The following is a 22,120-nucleotide window of genomic DNA, read 5'->3' on the forward strand; positions in this document are numbered from 1 at the left end:
TCATGTCAGAACAGCACTATAGTGAACTGGATATTGCCATCATAGGAATGGCCGGGCGATTCCCCGATGCGGATAACGTCGATGCCTTATGGCAAAATATTCGCGCCGGCCGCTGCGCCGTGCAAAGTTATGACGACGAGGCGCTGCGCCGCGCCGGGGTGAGCGAGTCTGACTTAAACGACCCGGACTATGTGAAGCGTGGCATACCATTTGACGGACTGGCGCAATTTGATGCCGAGTTTTTTGGCTACACGCCAAAAGAGGCCGAGCAGCTGGACCCTCAGCAGCGTCACTTTTTACAAACCTGCTGGCATGCCATGGCCCACGCCGGACTGGCACAGGGTGAACTGACCGGCGTTTATGCCGGGTGTGGTGTCCCCGCCTATCTGATGCAAAACTTGTTGCAGGGACAGCAGCGCGATATTACCAGCCTGCTGGCGCTGACCAACGGCAATGACAAAGACTCACTGGCGACCCGGGTGAGCTATGAGCTGGACCTCAAAGGCCCGGCCGTCACCGTTCAGACTGCCTGCTCAACCTCACTGGTTGCGGTGCATATGGCATGTCGTGCGCTGCAAAACTTTGAGTGTGACTCGGCCCTGGCAGGCGGTGTGTGGCTTAATCTGACGCAGGATCAGGGGTATCATGCCCCGGCTGGTGGCAGCTTGTCGCCATCTGGTCAGTTGAGCGCTTTTGGTGAGCAGGCCGATGGTATATTGATCGGCAGCGGCAGTGCGGCTGTGGTATTAAAGCGTTTGGCGGAAGCACAGGAAGACGGCGACCCTATTCTGGCGGTGATCAAAGGCTCTGCCATCAACAATGATGGCCGTGACAAGGTCGGCTACACCGCGCCGAGCGTTAATGGCCAAGCCAATGCGATTATGGCGGCGCTGGAGTTTGCAGACATTGAGCCGCACAGTGTGGGCTACATTGAAGCCCACGGCACCCGCACTGAGCTGGGGGATCCGATTGAAATTGCCGCGCTGAGCCAGGCCTATGGCGGTGACACAAAGCAATACTGTGCGATTGGCTCGGCCAAAACTAATCTTGGCCACCTTGATGCCGCAGCCGGGGTGACTGGCCTTATCAAGGCGGTCCAGGCGCTGCGTCATAAGGAGTTACCGCCCAGCCTGCACAGTCAGCCTTTGAACAGCAAAATCGATTTTGCCAACAGCCCCTTTTACGTTAATACCGAGCTGAAACCCTGGCACAGTGAAAGCGTTCGTCGTGCAGCGGTGAGTTCATTAGGCATGGGGGGCACCAACGCTCATGTGATCCTGGAAGAGTACAATCAGCAAGACACGGAGCAAAACAGCGATGCGCCGTGGCATATGCTGCCGATCAGCGCCAGCAGTCAAAGTGCTTTGGTTCGTCAGACTCAGGCGCTGGCCGACACATTGCAGCGCTCGCCAGAGCAGTTTGGCCAGCTGGCTGCCCAGTTGCAGCATAAACGCAGCGCGCTGGCGGTGCGTTATGCCTGTGTGGCAGAAAATGCCGAGCAGGCCATTGCGCAGTTACTGCGAGAGCCGCAGGGCGATAAAGCGGCCACGCCTCGGGTAGCATTGATGTTCTCAGGGCAGGGCTCACAGTATGTCACTATGGCCCAGCCGTTACTGCGTGCAGTACCGGCATTTAAGGCCGCCTTTGATGAGGTAATGGGGCATTTCCCAGAGACCTTACAGCAGGAGCTGCACAGCGTCTTTAGTCCGGCAGACAGCGAGATCCTGACGGCCAATCAGCTACTGAATCAGACCCGCATTACGCAACCTGCCTTGTTTGTGGTCGCTTATGCCATGGCAAAATGTTACGAGGCGCACGGCGTGGTCATCAGTGCCATGCTGGGTCACAGCATTGGCGAATATGCGGCGGCTTGTCTGGCTGGGGTGATGACCCTGGAGGTGGCAACTCAGCTTGTGACTGCACGCGGTGAAGTACTGCAAAACATGGCGCCGGGTACCATGCTTTCTGTCATGGCCGATGGTGAAACCATGGCGCCTTATCTCAATGATGGGCTCGACATTGCAGCGCTGAACAGCCCGACCAATACCGTGATTGCCGGCACGCGCGAAGCGATTAAGGCCTTGCAGGGTGAACTGAAAGCGGCCGATATTGCCGCAACGCGCCTGCACGTTTCGCACGCTTTCCACAGTCACCTGACCGAAGCGGTTTTACCTGACTTTGCCAGCACGCTGGAACAGGTACTGAGTGTATCGCCGCTGCGCGCGCCAGAGGTGCCGTTTGTGTCTAACGTCACAGGCGACTGGATCACGGCTGAGCAGGCCTGCTCAGCGCAGTACTGGCTGGACCATATTCGTCAGCCGGTGAACTTTGTGGCCGGTGTGAAGGTGCTGGCAGAGAACACCGATGTGTTGATTGAAGCCGGACCGGGCGATACCCTGCAAAAACTGGCCAAACAAACGGTGAGTGAAGAACGGGTAGTACTGCATTCGGTGTCTCACGCACGTGACCTTAAAGCGCCATTACCACCGTTTGCCAAAACCTTAGCTAAGCTATGGCAGCTGGGTTGTGCGATTGACTTTACACAACTGACACAGCGTCCACATGGCCAGGCTAACCTGCTGCCCGAGTACGTGTTTGCGGATACTGAGTATTGGGTTGAGCCGGGTGCCGTGACAAAAGCGGCAGCGAATGTGACTAACAATGCGGTTCAACAAGGCGCGCAGCTTTATGCACCGCAATGGCAGCAATGTGTTGCGCCACAAAAAGTGTCGTCACTGGCTGGTAAGCGGGTGTTGCTGCTGGCAGCCGATGTGCCTTTGGTCACACAGCTGAGCGCAGCGTTAACCGAGGCGGGCGCCCTGCTGACTCAAATATGGCAAGGCGAGGCGTTTTCAGCCATCGATACACAGACTTACCGCCTGAACCTGCAAGATGCAGCGCAACTGAGTGAGCTGAGTGCGGCGGTGGGGGAGTTTGATCAGGTGATCGACACCCGCTTTACGCAATCACTAAGCACCGATGTGCTGGCCTATAACACCTTACTACCTGTGGTGCAGTGGCTGATGTCGCTTGGCGGGCGTCCGCTGAGTATCGTCGCAACTGAGCTATTTAATGTGCTGGGCGATGACGCGGTTAGTGCACAAAAGGCCTCACTGTTAGGCCTCACGCGGGTTGCACCTTTGGAGCTGGCTGCACAAAGTTGTCAGGTACTGGCACTGACGCAGCAGATGGCGAACAACACGAGTCAAAAACTCAGCAATCGTCTGGTCGCTGACTTGGCTCAGGGGGAAGGGGAAATTGCCTATCGCGGTGCACATCGTTTTACTTTAACGCAAACTGCCGTGACCGCTCAGCCCACGCCGAGTGCTGCACCTGAGGTGACGTTAATCACAGGTGGATTAGGCGGTATAGGCCTTACGCTGGCTCAGCACCTGGCCGAACAGGGACATACCCTGGTGCTGCAAACGCGCCAGCCAATGGCGGAGCCTGCCCTGTGGGCACAGCTGAGCGAAGATGAGCAACAGCCGCAGAAGTTACGTGCGCGCTATCAGCAACTCCATGCTTTGCAGCAAAGCGGCGCCAGGTTGAAAGTGATCAGCGCTGATGTGGCTGATCTGACACAGATGCAGGTGGCGCTTAACGCAGTACAGGCAGAAACGGGCCCAGTGACTCAGGTGATCCATGCCGCGGGCTTACCCGGTGGTGGCTTGCTCAATGAGATCTCCGCGGAGCAGGCACAACAAAGCGCCGTGGCCAAAGTACAGGGCACACAGACGTTATTACAGCTGTTTGCCGAGACGCCATTGACACGCATGGTGCTGTGTTCCTGTCTGGCCTCAATCGTGGGCGCATTTGCGCAAAGTGATTACTGCGCCGCTAACAGCTATCTGGACGCGGTTGCACAGCAGGAGCACCCATTTACTGTGCAGGTACTGAACTGGGATGCCTGGATAAACACCGGGATGACGGCCAATATGTCGCTGGCGGATGGACTGGGGCTGAGTCACAAAGAAGCGTGCCAGTTACTTGATGCGGCGCTAAGCCTGGATTTGCCGCAGGTTTATTGTGCCAGCACCGAGTGGTCGCAATTGTGTGCGGCAACGCGAGCCACGGAGCAGGCATTGCTGGCGCGACTGAACAAGCCCAAAGGCCATGCGCGCCCAGAACTGGCGGTGGAATACGAAGCGCCAGAGAGCGAGCTGGAGCATAAGCTGGTCGCCCTGTGGGCCGAGTATCTGGGTTTTGAGCAGATCGGTATTTTCGACAGCATGCTGGAGCTGGGCGGCGATTCGCTGGTGGCGATCCAGATGCTGGCCAAGGCCAAACAAATGTTTGCCGTTGAGCTGGAACCGGCTGCTTTCTTTGAAGATCCAACCATAGACAACCTGGCCTTTATGATTGAAGAACAGCTGGTGGCTCAGCTGCAATCTCACTAACTTCCTCCTGCGGCCTCATCAGAGGCCGCATTTTTATCTTCGCTTACCTGCATCTCATCGCTTTTTTGATAAATAACTTGCCAGCAACGCTTGCGTTCTTTTTTGTGATATTATAACATTCCTGTATTGTTATAATGTAACATTGAGATTTAAGGTAGTATTGATGATTTTCAGAGCAAAGGTTCTGGCAGCGGCCGTATCAGCCATCTTGTTGTCTGCGTGTGGTGGTACAGATCACACCGTTGAGCGCACGGCGCAGCCTGTAATCGCAGATGAAGCTAAGGCTGAAGAGGCGAAAGCGACAGAATCTGAAAAAGAAGCCGATCATGATGAACATGATCACGATGAGGGCGTAACCGATGTCGCAGGTCGTCTGGTGGTTAGCAGTGCTGACAGTCACGTGCTGCATGTTTACTCAACCGCCGATCAGTCTCTGATTGACTCAATTGGTTTGACTTACGCACCTGACTATTTATATGGCTCAGAAAATCATCGCTATGCGATTTCGGTACAGCGTACCAACGGCATGGTGGAGTTTTTGGACGGTGGTTTGTATCAGGAAGCCCATGATGACCATTTCCATGCGCATCAGGATGCACCGGCCGCTGTGTCATTTCATCTTGAATCGGTGAAACCGACTCATGTGACGGTCAGTGAAGGCGGCATCGCCGTGTTCTCTGATGGCGATAGCGAAAGCCAGCAAAACGCCTCAGTGGCCATGTTCAATGAATCACACATCAGCGGTGCAAATAAAGAGGTGCCGGTGTGGGAATACAGCACATATATGCACGGCGCAGCCCAGGCACGCGGTGAGTACCTGATCAGCACATTGCGTGACAGCAGCAGTGAGTCGATGTTGCCTGCTCAAATTGGTTTGTTCCACGCCCATGGTGACCATTTCCATGCTGACAAAGTCTTTGATGTTAGCTGCCCAGGTCTGCACGGCAGTGCACAGAATGAAGAAACCATTGTATTTGGTTGTACTGACGGGGTGGCTTTGATCACTCAGGAAGGTCAGGCTTTCAGCGCAAGCAAAATCGCCAACCCGGAGAGCTTTGCCGAAGGTCAGCGTGTGGGCTCTTTGAAAGGTCATCATCACAGAGACCAGTATATTGCGAAAGCCGGTGATCAGTTGCTTGTGTTGGATGCGCATGACGCTGAGTTTGAAGCGCTGGAATGGCAAGTAACGAATGGCTATAGCATCAACTACTATGGATTCAGTGCCAGCGGCGAGCACATTGTCGTTATGGATAGCGCAGGTAAGCTAAGCGTTTTTGCCGCTCATGAGCATGATGGTGAGCACCACTGGGAAGCTGAGCACGAAGTGATGGTGAGCGAGAGCTTGGCCAAAGGTCAAAGCTTCTCACTGGCATTGTCTCAGGCTGAAGAAGCGGTATTTGTTAGCGACTCGGCGAATAAACTGATTAAGAAATTCGATTTAGAAGCTGGTGCATGGTCACAGACCTTTGAGCTGGATATTGTACCAGGCAAGCTGGTGTGGCTGGGGATCGCCAAAAGTGAAGCGGCGCACGACGAGCACGAACACTAATTTGCCATAACCCTTTTTGTAGTGTTAGTAAGCCATCTCGGGTCAAACCAGGTGGCTTTTTTCTTGTCCATAGATTGGCACTGGGACCTATTTGTGAGACGCTGCCTGCTCTATGAATAGTAACCAGGACATATCATGCAGATCCGCATCGCAACTTTAGAAGACCTGCCGATTTTACGTCAGTTAGAGCAGGCCGTGATAGCCGCTGAGCGCCCCTACAATCAAGCCATTAAACCACAGGATGCGCGTTATTATGATTTACCAGCCCTGCTAGACTGTCCCGACAGTCTGCTGGTCGTCGGTGAGCAAGACGGTAAGATAGTGGCCACAGGCTATGTGCAACACCGGGATTCAAAAGCACAGCTGGTGCATGAGCGCCATGGTTATCTGGGCTTTATGTATGTCGATCCGGATTATCGCGGTCAGGGCCTGAATCAGGCAATCATGACGCACCTGATGAACTGGAGTAAGCAGCAGGCGATCCACGACTTTTATCTGGATGTGTACAGCGACAATCAGGCCGCGATACGCGCCTATGAAAAGGCTGGATTTAGTCCGTGCTTACTGGAGATGAAAGTGCATCTGAGTGAGTAATAGGGAAGATTATTTCTCAGTTTGTGAGTGTAATATTATCTTTTTGATAATAATTACTATTTTTACTAAATTTGCTGTTTTTTGCTTCGTCTGGTTGTCGGAAATACAACTAGGATGAAATAATGAACAAACTCAAATACAGCATTCTGCCGCTCGCTCTTGCCGTTTCACAAGCCGTTATGGCCGACGATGACGCTGAAGTCAAATCGATTGAACAGATCGTTGTCTATGGTGAGAATAGTCGCAATTCACTGAAAGATACCACTTCTTCGATCGCGGTGATCGATCAAGAACAGTTAAAAAGCGGTCAGGTAAATTCTTATCTGGATGCTTTGCAGGGCATTGCAAACGTGGTCGTGACAGGTGGTTTACCGGCCATCCGGGGCCAGCAAGGTCAGGGTGTATCGCAAGGGTTTGGATCATTTTCATCGGGTGCTAAGCCACGTATTTCTATTATGCGCGATGGCGTGGCAGAACCTTATGTCGCCAAAGTCAGCGGCGATTTGGGTTTGTGGGACGTAGAGCAGATTGAAGTTTTACGTGGTCCTCAGTCTTCTAACAGCGGCCGTAACAGCAGCGGTGGTGTGGTCTACATCAAAACTAAAGAGCCATCACTGACCGACGTCGAAGCGGGTGTGCGCGTAGGGTATTCCGACCTCAATGAGCAAAGCGAGCTGGCCGGTGTGGTATCTATCCCACTACTGGAAGACGAGCTGGGTGTGCGCGCCAGTGTGCAGCGTGTGACCGGCGATCTGCATCATACTTTCCAGTACGATAAAGGCTACCCATTCGACCCGAATGAGTATGACAGCACCCGCGCAGACATTAAATTAAAGTGGCAACCGGCCGGTGTACAGGGTCTGGATATGTTGCTGCATTATGTTGACAGCGAAGACACAGGTGAGCGCGACTGGACCGTTGAAGGCCCTGAAATCGCACCGATTTCAGATTGGGTGGTTGGTTACGAGCGGGTTCGTAATCCGGAGACCGGCCTGTATGTTGCACTGGGCTCGGGTGCCAGGGATAAAACGTCTGATTATAAGCGCTGGTCACTACGTACCCGATATGAGATCAACAGCCAGTTTGACTTTGAACTGATGGTATCAGACACAGACTACAGCTATATCTTCGAGCAATATCCTACCTACTGGTTTGTACGCATGGAAGAAGAAGGGCGTACTTATGATGCTAAGGTAACTTATGATGGTGACGCTGGCATCAGTGGCTACCTGGGTTACTATCACAATGAGCGCGATCAGGCATTTTTCCGTGAGAGCTGGTATCAGGGGACGGATGACAGCAGCTCAAAGGCCATTTACGGTGAGCTGACCTTCGCCTTAACAGACGCCACGCGTTTGGTTACCGGTGGTCGTGTTACCGACGAATCACAATTTCGGATCTTTGATGGTTTTGGTTTAGGGCCTCAGGGTCTGCGTTTCGATATTGATGTGGATAACCGCATTTACCTGCCTAAGCTGGCAGTACTGCACGACCTGGGCGAAACCACCACACTGAGCGCCAGCTTTAGAAAGGGTTACACCTCAGGCGGTGGTGATTTCCACTGGTTTACCCGTACTAACTACACCTTTGAGCCGGAATACGTCGATACCTTTGAGCTGGGCGCACGTGCCACGCTACTGGACGGTGAACTGTCTGTGTCAGCGAACCTATTCTACAACGATTACTCGAATTACCAGCTGCTTGGCCGTGGCCCAAGTGGTGATGCACGAGACAGCAAAGTGCTGAATCTGGCGCAGGTCGAAAGCTATGGTCTGGAAACCGAAGCGCGTCTGGCGGTGACCGAGGATCTGACGCTCTCTGCCAGCCTGGGCTTACTGGATAGCAACATTGAGGAAGCCAATGCGCAAAACCGTGATTCTGAAGGCCTGGACCTACCTATGGCAGCCGACGTCACTGTGGGACTGGGGGCCGAGTATTGGCTGACTGAGCAGCTACAATTTAACGCACGCAGTCATTATGTTGGTGAGTATTACAGCAAGCTGGGTGGCAAGGATATTCACCTGGCTGGCGATTATGCCGAGGTTAATTTCTCTGTTGCGTATGTGACTGAACAATGGCGCATTAATGCTTATGTGAACAATGCCTTTGACAATGAAAGCCTGCTGCGTGGTGAACGTCACGACGGTATGAGCGCACAATATAAGCACCTTGCCGGTGAATTCCGCTACGCACGTCTGAGCGACCCAAGAACGGTGGGGATCTCGTTTAGCTATACGCTGTAATCCCTGTGCGGTCCGGGTTGGAATAACAGCCACCCGGACCTGTCAGTGTGGCGCTTTTCCTGCCTTTGCCACGCTGGAAAAATTTCCTCCCAGAGGTGGATTTTTACCACCGACATTCGTCTTGCAGTCATATTTTAGAATCCCAATTTAGCTGACTGCAGTGGAGCCAGAATGTCACAGCAAAGACGTACCAGAAGAAATCGCGCCATTTCGTCCCTCTCTAGTGAAGATCAACAACGCCTGCAGGCCCGTATTGCAGAGGCCTCGGAAACGACCGGCCAGCTGACGATGAGCGTGGCCCCCGGTGAACAGGTGCCACTGACTGCCGCGCAGCAGATTTTATGGTATGCCTGGAAAATGGACCCGGCTGATGCGTCTTATAACCTGGCTGGTGCCTTGCATTTTGATGGCCAACTGCAGTCATTGCGCGTTAAGCAGGCATTCGAAGTGCTGCTGGCGAAACACTCTGGTTTGCGTATTCGATTTGTTGAAGCCGCTGAGCAGGTCTATCAGATTGATGGTCAATATCAACAACTGGACGTGACTGAACTGACGGTGCATAACGAGCAGCCGGACGACCCGATCCGTGCCTTTGTGGAGCAGCCGTTCGATTTGTGCCAGGCGCCTTTACTGCGCATTGCGATTGCCACCCGGGGGACGCAGACCAGCCTGATCGTGACTATGCATCACATCATTACCGATGGTACCTCGATGCAGCAACTGCTGGATGAGTTTGTTGCACTGTATGGTGCACAAGGCACGGCCGATCGGACGCCGGTGCCAGGCTTTTTAGAATTTGCCAAATGGGAACAACAGCAGGAGCGCTCCGAGTTATTTGCCACACAACTGGCAAACTGGTTGCCACACTTAGTGGAGACCGATGACACCCTCAGGCTGCCGGCCCGCGACCACCAGCGCCATGACCTGAATTATCAGGTTGGCTTTGAAACCCGCCCGGTGCCTGGGGCGCTGTGGCAAAGGATCAGCGCGCTGGCAACGCAATATCAAATTACCCCGTATCTGATTTTACTAACAGCATGGCAAACCTTGCTGGCCCGGCTCAGTGGTGGGCAGCATATTCGGGTCGGTGTACCCATAGCTAATCGTCACCGCAGCGAAACGCAAAACGTGGTGGGCTATTTTGTTAATACTCAGGTGATGCCAATCCAGGTGGATGACAGCGACAGCTTCCAGCAATTACTGGCGAAGAATACGGCAATGAGCCGGGTAGCACAGAGTAACCAGGACTTACCGATCGACAAGCTGATTGAAGCGATAAAGCCCGCGCGACAGCGTGGTGTGCATCCGGTTTTCCAGGTGATGTTTAACTACCTGCGCCGTGACAAGCGTAACTTTAGCCAGCTTGAGTCACTGAGTCTGTCTGGCACGCAAATGTACCGCTTTGGTATGCCGTTTGACTTGCAACTGGATGTGATTGAAGACATTACCGATGGCACCAGCCTGAATCTGGTGTTTGCCAGTGAGTTATATGATGCGGATTTTGCGGTGCAATGTCTGACACAGCTGGTCACTTTACTGGATACCTGTTTGAGTGACCCGGATCAGCCCATTAATAATGTTTCCTTGCTACAAAATACACAAACTCAGGCCTTGCTGGACATCGGCACGGGCACCCCGGCGTTTGACTACCAGCGTCCAATCACCACATTGATCAGTGAACAAAGTGCGCGCACGCCCGAGGCGGTGGCGCTACGCTTTGCCCAGCAGAGCATGACTTACGCTGAGCTGGAGCAGGCCTCGAACCAACTGGCCCACTGCCTGAATACCCGGGGCATTGGGGCAGAAGACAAAGTGGCGCTGGTGTTCGAGCGCAGCCTGGAAATGGTGATAAGTATTCTGGCAGTGGTCAAGGCCGGTGCGGCTTACGTACCATTAGAGCCGTCGCTGCCCTTGGAGCGTATCGCTTATATCGCCAGCAACAGCGGTTTATCGTTGTTCTTAGGCGATGACTCTCTGGCGCGTCTGGATAGCCTGAGCGATTTGGCTGAGCGCGTCACCTATCAAAGTTTGTCACTGACGGATTATCCCTCGCAGTTACCTGAGCACGACATCCCGGCAACTCAGCTGGCCTATGTGATTTACACCTCAGGTTCGACCGGCAAGCCTAAAGGCGTTGTAATCAGCACAGCGCGATATACAACCGTATTGCCTGGCAGCAGTCGGCCTATCCGATTGGCGCAGACGACAAAGTGCTGCAAAAAACCCCCTTCGGGTTTGACGTGTCGGTGTGGGAGTTTTTCTGGCCGTATGTACGGTGCGGAGCTGGTGATTGCCCAGCCGGGGGCCCACAAAGACAGCACTCAGCTGCTCGACACCATCAATCACTTTGGCGTGACCACCTTGCACTTTGTACCCTCAATGCTGCAGGCGTTTATTGGCCATGAGGCTGTGCATACCGCAACCAGCATTCGCCGTATTTTATGTAGTGGTGAAGCCTTGCCGAGTGAGGTACAGGCGCAGGCGCTGAGCAAATTGCCCCAGGCCAAGCTGTATAACTTGTACGGTCCGACCGAAGCGGCGGTGGATGTCAGTCACTTTACCTGTCACGGTGACCCGGCGTTGCCGGTACCGATTGGGGCGCCGATTGCGGGGATCCGTTTGTATGTACTCGACCGGGCACTGAACCTGTGTCCGCCGGGCGTGGCCGGTGAGCTTTATATTGCCGGTACGGGTCTGGCACGGGGATACGTTAACCGTGCCGACCTGAGCGCCGAGCGCTTTGTGGCCGACCCCTTTATGAATGATGGCAGCCGCATGTATCGCAGTGGCGACTTAGTGTGCTGGAACAGCGAAGGCCAGCTGGACTATCTTGGCCGGACCGACCATCAGGTAAAAATTCGTGGTTTCCGCATTGAGCTGGGCGAAATTGAGGCCGCCTTGTACGCCATAGATGGTGTTCGGGAAGCCGTGATAGTGGCCGACCGTGATGGCGCGACGCAGCGTCTGGTAGGCTATGTATCGGGCGAAGCGGACGTCGAACTGGCGGTCGACGCGCTAAAAGCAGAACTGGCAGCCCAGCTTCCGGAATATATGGTGCCGGCCGTGATCATGGTGCTGGATACTTTGCCGCTGAACAGCAATGGCAAAATCGACCGAAAAGCACTGCCAAAACCCAGTCATGAATCGAGCGTGGCGTACGAAGCGCCACAGGGTGAGCGAGAACTGGCACTGGCACAGGTATGGCAAAAAGTGCTGGGTCAGGAGCAGATAGGACGGCTGGACAACTTCTTTGAACTCGGGGGCGATTCTATTTTGAGTCTGCAAATCGTCAGTGGTTTGCGCGAGCACGACCTGGTGGTGACCCCGAAACAAATTTTTGAACTGCACACCATTGCCCGCCTGGCTCCGGCATTGACTGAGCTGCCTGCCAGCCAGCGGATTGCGCAGCAAGTCAGTGGTGAGGTAACACTGTTACCCATTCAGCAGCAGTTCTTGGCGACCAGCCTGAGCGACAAAAACCATTATAACCAGGCGCTGCTACTGACGCTGGCCGCCCCGCTGAATGGCGCGGCACTACAGCAGGTCTGGTCAGCCCTGGTTGCACATCATGATGCATTACGCCTGTGCTTTAGCCAAAACGAGGCAGGGCAGTGGCAGCAGCGCTACCAGCCTTTTGACGCGGAGCGTGCCGTGGCCAGTGTCTGGGAGCGCAACGTCACAAATGCAGAGATCACATCGATGGCTGAGCAGGCGCAGCGCAGCCTGAATATTCATACCGGTGAACTGGCGCGAGTGGTCCATATGACGCTTGACGACGGCACTGCACGCTTATTACTGGTGATCCACCACCTGGCAGTTGATGGCGTTTCCTGGCGAGTGTTGCTGGATGACCTGGCGCGCGGTTATGCACAAGCGCAGCAACAGCAGGCTTGCGAGTTTGCCAGCAAGAGCCACAGCTATCAGTACTGGGCTGAGCAGATAGCGGACTACGCCAGCCTGAATTCGCAGGAACTGGCATTCTGGACACAACAACAGTCATCAGCGCTGACTATTCCGGGGTTAAACCCAGCGGGAAGCCGACGCCTGGCGGACAGTGCCGAAGTGCGTGTGACGCTGGAACAGTCCACCACTGAGCGTCTGCTGCAACAGGCAGGCAAGCCTTATCGCACTGTGGTCAATGAACTGCTGTTAAGTGCGCTGAGTGAAGCCGTCTATCAGTGGACGGGTCAGCAGGAGACAGTGATCAACCTCGAAGGCCATGGCCGCGAACCCTGGGATGCACACACCGATCTCAGCCGCAGTGTTGGCTGGTTTACTACCTTATATCCGGTTCATCTGACACGTTTAAATGCGCTGTCAGAGACCATTAAGCATACCAAAGAGCACCTCAGAAGTGTGCCGAATAAAGGCATCGGGTATGGTGCTTTGAAATACTTTGGTGAGTCGCAAGCACAGGCGACGTTAGCTACTCAGCCTCTGGGTCAGATTGAATTTAACTATCTGGGTCAGCTCGACAACACGCTTAACCAGGGCGATGCGCCCTGGCGTCTCGCCAGTGAGCACAGTGGCGCGTCCTTCAGCCCGGACTATGAGCCACACAGTGAGTTGAGCATCAATGGCCAGGTCAGTGACGGGGCCTTGCAGCTGACTATCAGCTATGGCCGTGAGCGTATTGATGAAGCCGATATGCAAGCCTTTGCAGCGCATCTGCATGAGGCGCTGACACAGCTGGTTGCGCATTGTTGCGATACTCATGGCTGTCTGACGCCCAGTGATGTACCGCTGAGCGGGTTGGATCAGCAACAGCTGGACCAGCTGCCTCTCGACACCGCTGAGCTCAGCGATTTATACCCCTTGTCACCGATGCAGCAAGGTATGCTGTTCCACAGTCTGGTGGAGGAAGGTGAGGCCTATGTCAATCAAACCAGTTTAGAGATCAAGCGATTAGATGTCGCACGTTTTAAAGCCGCCTGGCTGAATGCAATCGCCCGTCATGATGCCTTACGCAGTGGCTTTTTGAGTCTGGACCCCCGACCACTGCAATTTGTGCGCAAAACCGTGCAGCCGATATGGGAAACTCTGGACTGGCAGCACCTCGATAGCGCGCAGCAGCAACGTCAGCTGGCTGAGCTGAGCGTATCGCATCGCCAGCAGGGCTTTGCGATGGATGCCGAGAGCGGATTGCAGCGCTTTACACTGATACAGCTGGCGCCACAGCGCCACGCCTTTGTCTGGACGATTCATCATATCTTAACCGATGGCTGGAGCTGTGCTGCTCTGATGGGCGAAGTGCTGCGTATGTATGACGGCGAGACACTGGCCGAACCGCATGCCCAGTATGGCGATTATATTGCTTACCTTGAGCAACAGGACGTAGTGGCAAACCTGGCTTACTGGCAAACGCAGACTGGCATGCTGGAAGAGCCCTGCTACCTCAGTGGCGCGTTTAAGGCCCCACAAAGCGGCGCACATGCGGCTTTGGACGTGCAGTTGGATGAAGCGCAAAATACCGCGCTGAATGCTTTTGCACGACAGCATCACCTGACTGCGAATACCCTGATGCAGGGCGCCTGGGCGCTCTTGCTGAGCCGTTATCTGGGCCGTGAAGCGGTGTGTTTTGGTGCCACAACTTCGGGTCGTCCAACCGAGCTGGCGGGCCATGAAAGCATTCAGGGAATGTTTATTAATACCATGCCCGTGGTGGTTGAAGTAGCGCCTGAAGTGACCCTGGCGCAGTGGTTACAGACCTTGCAGGGGACCAACCTGGCCGGGCGAGAGCATGAGTTTACGCCGTTGTATGAGATCCAGAAGCAGGCGAAGCACCTGACTCTGGACCAACACGGGCTGTTCGATACCTTATTAGTCTTTGAAAACTATCCAATCACGACAGCATTGCCGCAGGACGAGCAGGCAACTGAGTTTACGGTGCGTGATGCCCGTGAGGAGACCAATTTCCCGCTTACCATCAGCTTTATCCAGGAGCAGACTCTGAAGCTGCACTTCAGCTATCAGGGCAGCGTGCTGGCCGAAGCGGATATCCGAGCGCTGGCGACTCAGTTTAAAACCCTGCTGTTGACTATGATGGACGCTGCACAGGCTCCGCTAGCGTCCTTGTTGCAGTTGCAGGACGCGTCGCAGTGCAGCGCCTTGCTGGACATCGGTACAGGCACCCCGGCGTTCGACTATCAGCGCCCGATCACGACGCTGATCAGCGAACAAAGTGCACGCACGCCCGAGGCGGTGGCACTACGCTTTGCCCAGCAGAGCATGACTTACGCTGAGCTGGAGCTGGCCTCGAACCAACTGGCCCATTGCCTGAATGCCCGTGGCATTGGGGCAGAAGACAAAGTCGCGCTGGTGTTCGAGCGCAGCCTGGAAATGGTGACAAGCATTCTGGCAGTGGTGAAGGCCGGTGCGGCTTACGTACCATTAGAGCCGTCATTGCCCTTGGAGCGTATCGCTTATATCGCCAGCAACAGTGGCCTATCGTTGTTCTTAGGCGATGACTCTCTGGCGCGTCTGGACGGCCTGGGCGATTTGGCTGAGCGCGTTACCTATCAAAGTTTGTCACTGGCGGACTATCCCTCGCAGTTACCTGGGCACGACATACCGGCAAACCAGCTGGCCTATGTGATTTACACCTCTGGTTCGACCGGCAAGCCCAAAGGCGTGGGGAACCAGCACAGCGCGATATACAACCGTATCGCCTGGCAGCAGTCGGCCTATCCGATTGGCGCAGACGACAAAGTGCTGCAAAAAACCCCCTTCGGGTTTGACGTGTCGGTGTGGGAGTATTTCTGGCCGTTAATGTACGGCGCTGAGCTGGTGATTGCCCAGCCGGGGGCCCACAAAGACAGCGCCCAGCTGCTCGACACCATTAATCACTTTGGCGTCACTACTTTGCACTTCGTACCCTCAATGCTGCAGGCGTTTATTGGCCATGAGGCTGTGCATACCGCAACCAGCATTCGCCGTATTTTATGTAGTGGTGAAGCCCTGCCCAGTGAAGTACAGGCGCAGGCGCTGAGTAAATTGCCACTGGCCAAGCTGTATAACTTATATGGTCCGACCGAAGCGGCGGTGGATGTCAGTCACTTTACCTGTCACGGCGACCCGGCACTGCCGGTGCCGATTGGGGCGCCGATTGCGGGGATCCGTTTGTATGTACTGGATCGGGCACTGAACCTGTGTCCGCCGGGCGTGGCTGGCGAACTTTATATTGCCGGTACGGGTCTGGCACGGGGGTATGTTAACCGTGCTGATCTGAGCGCCGAGCGCTTTGTGGCCGACCCGTTTATGAATGATGGCAGCCGCATGTATCGCAGTGGCGACTTAGTGTGCTGGAACAGCGAAGGCCTGCTGGACTATCTTGGCCGGACCGACCATCAGGTGAAAATTCGTGGTTTCCGAATTGAGCTGGGCGAAATTGAGGCGGCCTTGTACGCCATAGATGGTGTCCGGGAAGCGGTCATAGTGGCCGACCGCGACGGCGCGACGCAGCGTCTGGTAGGCTATGTGTCGGGCGAAGCGGACGTCGAACTGGCGGTCGACGCGCTTAAAGCAGAGCTGGCAGCCCAACTGCCAGAGTATATGGTGCCGGCCGTGATCATGGTGCTGGATACGTTACCGCTGAACAGCAATGGCAAAATCGACCGAAAAGCACTGCCAAAACCAGAGCTGAACAGTGCCGTGCAATATGTTGCGCCGCAGGGCAAGGCCGAGCAATTGCTGGCTGAAAGCTGGCAAAGTGTGCTGGGTGTTGCTCAGGTTGGCCGGGATGACAACTTCTTCGCGCTGGGTGGCGACTCCATTTTGAGTTTACAGATCATTGCCCGGCTGCGTCAGGGCGGTTTCTCCGTGACGGCGAAACAGCTGTTTGAATTGCAAACGGTGGCCAGACTGGCGCCAGTGATGACGGAGCACACTGCGGATGCTTTGCCACAGCAAAATGTCAGTGGCCAGGTGGCACTGCTGCCAATTCAGCAGGCCTTCTTTGAGCGCAACATGACGCATTACCAGCACTGGAACCAGGCGGTGATGCTGGAGCTGGCGACGCCGCTGACTGCCGAGCAGCTGACACAACAGGTGGCTGCATTGCTGACCCAGCACGACGCGCTGAGACTGCGTTTTATTCGTGATGCAGCAGGACAATGGCAACAAAGTTATCGCGATGTCAGTGCCGATATGGCGGCGCAAAGCACCTGGTATCAGCGTGCCTCAATCAGCGAACTGACTGACATTGCCGAGCAGGCGCAGCGCAGTCTGGATCTGGAAAATGGCCCGCTGCTGCGCGTGGTACATGTGAGTCTTGACGACGGCACTGCGCGCTTATTACTGGTGATCCACCACCTGGCGGTCGATGGGGTTTCCTGGCGCATCTTGCTGGAAGATTTGACCACCTTATGGCAATCGGAACAGGCACAGCTGGGGGCAAAAAGTCACAGCTATCAGTTCTGGGCACAGCAGATCCAAAGCTATGCCTCGACGCATCCGGCTGAATATGCCTACTGGCAGGAGATGGCGACGCCGCAGACCCGTTTCCCTGAACTGAACCCGGCGGGCAGTCGCCAGTATCAGGCCGCGGATATTGCTACCCTGACACTCGATACGGCAACGACTACGGCACTGCTAACCCAGGCGGGGCAGACTTACCGCACTCAGGTCAATGACCTGTTACTCAGCGCACTGAGCGAGGCCTTATACCGCTGGACCGCGCAAACTGAGCATCAGATCAACCTGGAAGGACATGGCCGTGAGCCATGGAATGATGAGGTCGACCTGAGTCGCACTGTGGGCTGGTTCACCAGCCTGTTCCCGGTGTTGTTGACGCGTCTTCCCGAGTTGTCCGACACCATAAAGTACAACAAAGAGCAGTTGCGCGGCATCCCGAACAAAGGCATAGGTTATGGTGCTTTCCGCTACTACGGCAGTGCCTCGCAGCGCAGCGAACTGGCGGCTCAGACGCCCGCTGAAATCGAGTTTAACTATCTCGGCCAGCTCGACAACGTGGCCAGCAAAGAAGCCGACTGGCGACCTGCTACTGAGTCCACCGGCACGGCCTGGGATCCGAACTATGAAATGGACACAGAGCTGTCGATCACCGCGCAAGTCACTGAAGGTCAGTTACAGGTACTGGTTCGCTATGCGCCGCAACGCCTGCCTGCACAGCAGGTGGAGATCTTCACCGCGCATCTGCAAGGTGCGTTGGAAGAAGTGGTGGCTCAGTGCGCAGTGGCTGAGGCGACCTTTACGCCGTCTGATCTGCCACTTAGCGGGCTGAGCCAGGCACAAATCGACAACCTACCGCTGGCACTCGAGCACGTCAGTACGTTATATCCTTTGTCGCCGATGCAGCAGGGCATGCTGTTCCAGAGCCTCTATCAGGGGGGCGAAACCTATGTTAACCAAAGCTGCTTTATGGTTACGGGTCTGGATGTGGCCCGCTTTAAAGCCGCCTGGCAGCAGGTGGTGGATCGCCACGACGCGCTGCGGACCGGATTTGTCGATGTCGACGGTATCTCGTTGCAATATGTTGCCAGTTCAACCGAGCTTGACTGGCAGGTGCTGGACTGGCGTGATCGGGCGGTCTCTGAGGTAGAATTGAAAGCGTTTGCCAGACAAGAGTCGCGTCGCGGCTTTGATCTGCAAGGCGAACCGGGCCTGAGCAGAATGCGCATTATCGAGCTGTCAGACGGTCGTCATGCTTTGGTCTGGACCATGCACCACATTCTCACCGATGGCTGGAGCCGCGCCGCCATGCTGGGTGAAGTGTTGATGGCCTACGAAGGGCAAACTTTACCGCCGGTGGCGGGTCAGTATGGCGATTATATCGCTTACCTGGCGCAACTGGATGAGGCGCAAAATCGCGCCTTCTGGCAGCAACAACTGGCGCCACTGGAAGAGCCCAGTTACCTGAGCGGCACCCTGAACAAGCCTCAGAGCGGCCAGTTTGGTGGCTTTGATGTGCACCTGTCGGACGCTGAATTTGCCCAGCTGGTGGCTTTTTGTCAGGACCATCGCATTACCCAGAATACCCTGGTGCAGGGCGCCTGGGCGCTGCTGCTGAGCCGTTATCTGGGTCGCGATACGGTGTGCTTCGGTGCCACAACCTCGGGTCGTCCAAACGATTTGGCCGGTCATGACGCCATCCAGGGCATGTTTATCAATACCGTACCTATGGTCACTTCAGTGGATCCGGCTCAGTCGCTGAATGACTGGCTTCAGGCACAGCAGCAGACGGCGCTGGCGGTGCGTGAGCATGAGTTTACGCCGCTGTACGACATTCAGAAGCTGGCAGCACAGTCACTGGAACTCAGCCGAGAGGGCTTGTTCGATACCCTGTTGGTATTCGAAAACTACCCCATTGATGAGGCGATGTTACAACAGGAGTCTCGTCAGACCCGTTTTGAAGTCCTGGAAGATCGCGAAGAAACCAACTTCCCGCTGACCATCAGCTTTATTCAGGAAGAGACGCTAAGATTGCACTTCAGCTATCAGGGAAGTGAGCTGGCCGAAGCCGATGTAAAAGCACTGGCCGCGCAGTATAAAACGCTGATCCTGGCTATGTTGCAGACACCGCAGGCGCGTTTGTCTGAGTTTTCACTGGTCAGCGAGACACAGCAGCAGACCTTGCAGGGGCTGGGCTTTGGTGAGTCTATCACGCCGCTGCACTCGGGCGCGGTGGAGCCAATTTATCTGCCGGGTGGTGAAGTACCACAGCTCGGTGCGACGCAATATCAGGATGTGGTGTCAACAATCAACCGCCTGGCGGAGCTGACGCCAGATGCCGAGGCGGTGATCTGCGACGGGCGCAGCTACAGCTACAAAGTGCTGGCCGACAAGTCCAGTCAGCTGGCCCATTACCTGCGCGAACAGGGTGTGAAGCCTGAACAGCGCGTCGGTGTGGCATTGGCGCGAGGGATTGATTTACCGCTGGCATTTTTGGCCATTCTCAAAGCCGGCGCTGTGTATGTACCGATGGATCTGAGTTATCCGCAGGAACGTCTGGCCTACATGATCAAGGACAGTCAGATGGCCCATATCCTGACCAGCGACAACAGCCTGGATGACATTGCCGGTTCAGCCACGTTACACCCTTTTGCCGACATTGAACTGAGCGAACAATGGCAGCAGCCGGCGGTGTGTCCGGCGCAGGGCGCGTATCTGATCTACACTTCGGGCTCGACAGGTAATCCTAAAGGCGTGCTGGTCAGCCGGGCGTCTATCGCGGCGCATTGCCGCGGCATTGGTCGCCGCTATGAAATGCGCCCAAGTGATCGCGAGCTGATCTTTATGTCGTTCTGTTTCGACGGTGCACATGAGCGCTGGCTGACGGTGCTGACCCATGGCGCGGCCGTGGTGATCCGCCCAGAACGTCAGTGGGACTTACACGAAACCTATCAGAATCTGCATCAGCAGCGGGTGTCTATTGCTGTCTTCCCGCCGGTGTTCCTGCGTGAGCTGGCAGCCCATGTCGAGCAGGTCGGCAACCCGCCGCCGGTCCGGGTCTACTGTTTTGGTGGCGATGCGATGCCACAGGCCACCTTTGAGCTGGCCCAGCGGGTATTAAAACCTGACTTCTTTATCAATGGTTACGGTCCGACCGAAACTGTGGTCACGCCACTGACCTGGAAAGCCCTGCCGGGCAGCGAGTTTGATGCGGTCTATGCGCCGATTGGTGAACTGGTTGGCCAGCGTCAGGCCTGGCTACTCGACAGTCATCTTAATCTGGTGTTGCCGGGACAGGTGGGCGAGCTATATCTGGCCGAAGAGATTGGCCTGGCACGGGGTTATCTGAACCGTCCGGATTTAACCGCCGAGCGCTTTGTGGCTAACCCGTTCGCCAATGATGGCAGTCGCTTATATCGTACCGGTGACCTGGTGCGCTGGAACGAGCAGGGGCTGATGGAATACCTGGGCCGGACCGATCATCAGGTGAAAATTCGCGGTTTCAGGATTGAGCTGGGCGAAATCGAAACCCTGCTGCGCAAGCGCCCTGAAGTACGTCAGGCCGTGGTCGTCGCGGATGACACCCCCAGTGGCAAGCGTCTGGTGGCGTATGTCAGTGGTCATCAGGGCGAACTACCCGATGAAGCCGCACTCAAAGCCATGCTGACGGCCAGTCTGCCGGACTACATGGTGCCAGCGGTGATCATGGCACTCAGCGATTTGCCGCTCAACAGCAATGGCAAAATAGACCGTAAGGCACTGCCTAAGGCCGAGTTGCAAAGTGAAGTCAGTTATGTCGCGCCACATAATCAAACAGAAGCCCTGATGGCCGAGATCTGGCAAACGGTGCTGGGCGTGGCGCAGGTCGGGCGTCGGGATAATTTCTTTGCGCTGGGCGGCGACTCCATCTCCGGGCTGAAAGTGATCAGCCTGTGGCAGCAGCGCAGTGAGCAGCCGCTGGCACTGAAGCAACTGTGGCAGGCGAGTGATTTGGCGGCGCTGGTCGCGACTATGCAAAACGCCGATAACTCCGTATTGCAGCCGCTGAACCCGCACACGGACAATGCCGAGACCTTGTATTGCTTCCATGAAGGCAATGGCCTGACGGCACCATACCGACCGCTGGCCGAGCAGCTCACGGGTCAGTTTAACTGTGTCGGGGTGGCGCCGGCGGCGAACCTCTCAGGCATTAATGGCCTGACGGCCCTGGCCGGGCATTACGCTGAGGCGCTGATGACGGCGCAGCCGCAGGGGACCTTCCATCTGATGGGCTGGTCACTGGGTGGCGCACTGGCAGTACTGGTGGCCCGCACGCTTAAAGCGCAGGGGCGTAACGTGCGTCAGGTGTATCTGGTGGACAGCTGGAACCCATGTAGCGACTTTGCTGCGACGCAGCTGAATTGGTCCGACTGGGTGCTGGAGTGGATTGGTGGGGCAGCCCAATCGGTCGACGCCGCATTGCATCAGGCGTTTGTGGCTGAGCTCACTGCCGCCTTACAGCAAGACCTGAAGGATGCAGATACGCTGGCAACCTGGCTGGTGGCACATCGCACTCGTTTTGCTGAACTGTTCAACGAAGAGCTGCTACTGCTGCCACAGCAGGAGCTTGGCAAACTGCTGTCCGACGGGTTTGAGCTATATCGACTGGCCCGAATGACGCCAACAGAACATCAGCTGGATTACACTCTGGATGGTGTGACCGAACGGGCGCACACCTGGTGGTCAACGGATGCCGACCCGGTAGCGACGGCGGCCTATCAAACCCTGCTGGGCAGCACAGTGACGGCGACCCACACAGAGGATGATCACCAGCAGATCATCCGCGCCGCATCGGTTCAGGCCGATTTGATAGCCAAACTTACTCAGCGGGATTAATGTTTGCAATCGCCAAATCTTGTCATTTTATATATCAAGTTCATTGATTTATA

General features: G+C 55.5%; 5 protein-coding genes. All 5 read left to right on the top strand.

Features of this window, described 5'->3' with window-relative positions; genetic code table 11:
- Positions 1–2 precede the first annotated feature (2 nt).
- The 5 genes from A587_RS0112150 (at position 3) to A587_RS24035 (ending at position 22,067) form a co-directional block, all read left to right on the top strand.
- Positions 3–4,397 (top strand): type I polyketide synthase, encoded by a 4,395-nt coding sequence (locus tag A587_RS0112150; RefSeq protein ID WP_017217822.1) that lies wholly within the window; start codon positions 3–5, stop codon positions 4,395–4,397.
- A 163-nt stretch (positions 4,398–4,560) separates the two neighbouring features.
- Positions 4,561–5,946: a hypothetical protein gene (locus A587_RS0112155; protein WP_017217823.1), complete on the top strand. Its 1,386-nt coding sequence runs from the start codon at positions 4,561–4,563 to the stop codon at positions 5,944–5,946.
- Positions 5,947–6,081: 135 nt separating this feature from the next.
- The gene (locus tag A587_RS0112160) at positions 6,082–6,540 is read left to right on the top strand and encodes a GNAT family N-acetyltransferase (protein ID WP_017217824.1); all 459 of its coding nucleotides are present in this window, start codon (positions 6,082–6,084) and stop codon (positions 6,538–6,540) included.
- A gap of 122 nt (positions 6,541–6,662) precedes the next feature.
- Positions 6,663–8,783, top strand: coding sequence for a TonB-dependent receptor (locus A587_RS0112165; protein WP_017217825.1), 2,121 nt, complete (start codon positions 6,663–6,665; stop codon positions 8,781–8,783).
- 171 nt (positions 8,784–8,954) lie between these two features.
- Positions 8,955–22,067, top strand: a complete 13,113-nt coding sequence (locus tag A587_RS24035) for a non-ribosomal peptide synthetase (RefSeq protein ID WP_051020069.1) — start codon at positions 8,955–8,957, stop codon at positions 22,065–22,067.
- Positions 22,068–22,120 lie beyond the last annotated feature (53 nt).

The sequence above is a fragment of the Pseudoalteromonas sp. NJ631 genome, from assembly GCF_000276645.1.
Lineage (GTDB): Bacteria > Pseudomonadota > Gammaproteobacteria > Enterobacterales > Alteromonadaceae > Pseudoalteromonas > Pseudoalteromonas piscicida.

Bases quoted from the DNA above. Each gene is read 5' to 3' on its own strand.
- A587_RS0112165 (WP_017217825.1), top strand. From the start codon at position 6,663: ATGAACAAACTCAAATACAGCATTCTGCCGCTCGCTCTTGCCGTTTCA.
- A587_RS0112150 (WP_017217822.1), top strand. From the start codon at position 3: ATGTCAGAACAGCACTATAGTGAACTGGATATTGCCATCATAGGAATG.
- A587_RS0112155 (WP_017217823.1), top strand. From the start codon at position 4,561: ATGATTTTCAGAGCAAAGGTTCTGGCAGCGGCCGTATCAGCCATCTTG.
- A587_RS24035 (WP_051020069.1), top strand. From the start codon at position 8,955: ATGTCACAGCAAAGACGTACCAGAAGAAATCGCGCCATTTCGTCCCTC.
- A587_RS0112160 (WP_017217824.1), top strand. From the start codon at position 6,082: ATGCAGATCCGCATCGCAACTTTAGAAGACCTGCCGATTTTACGTCAG.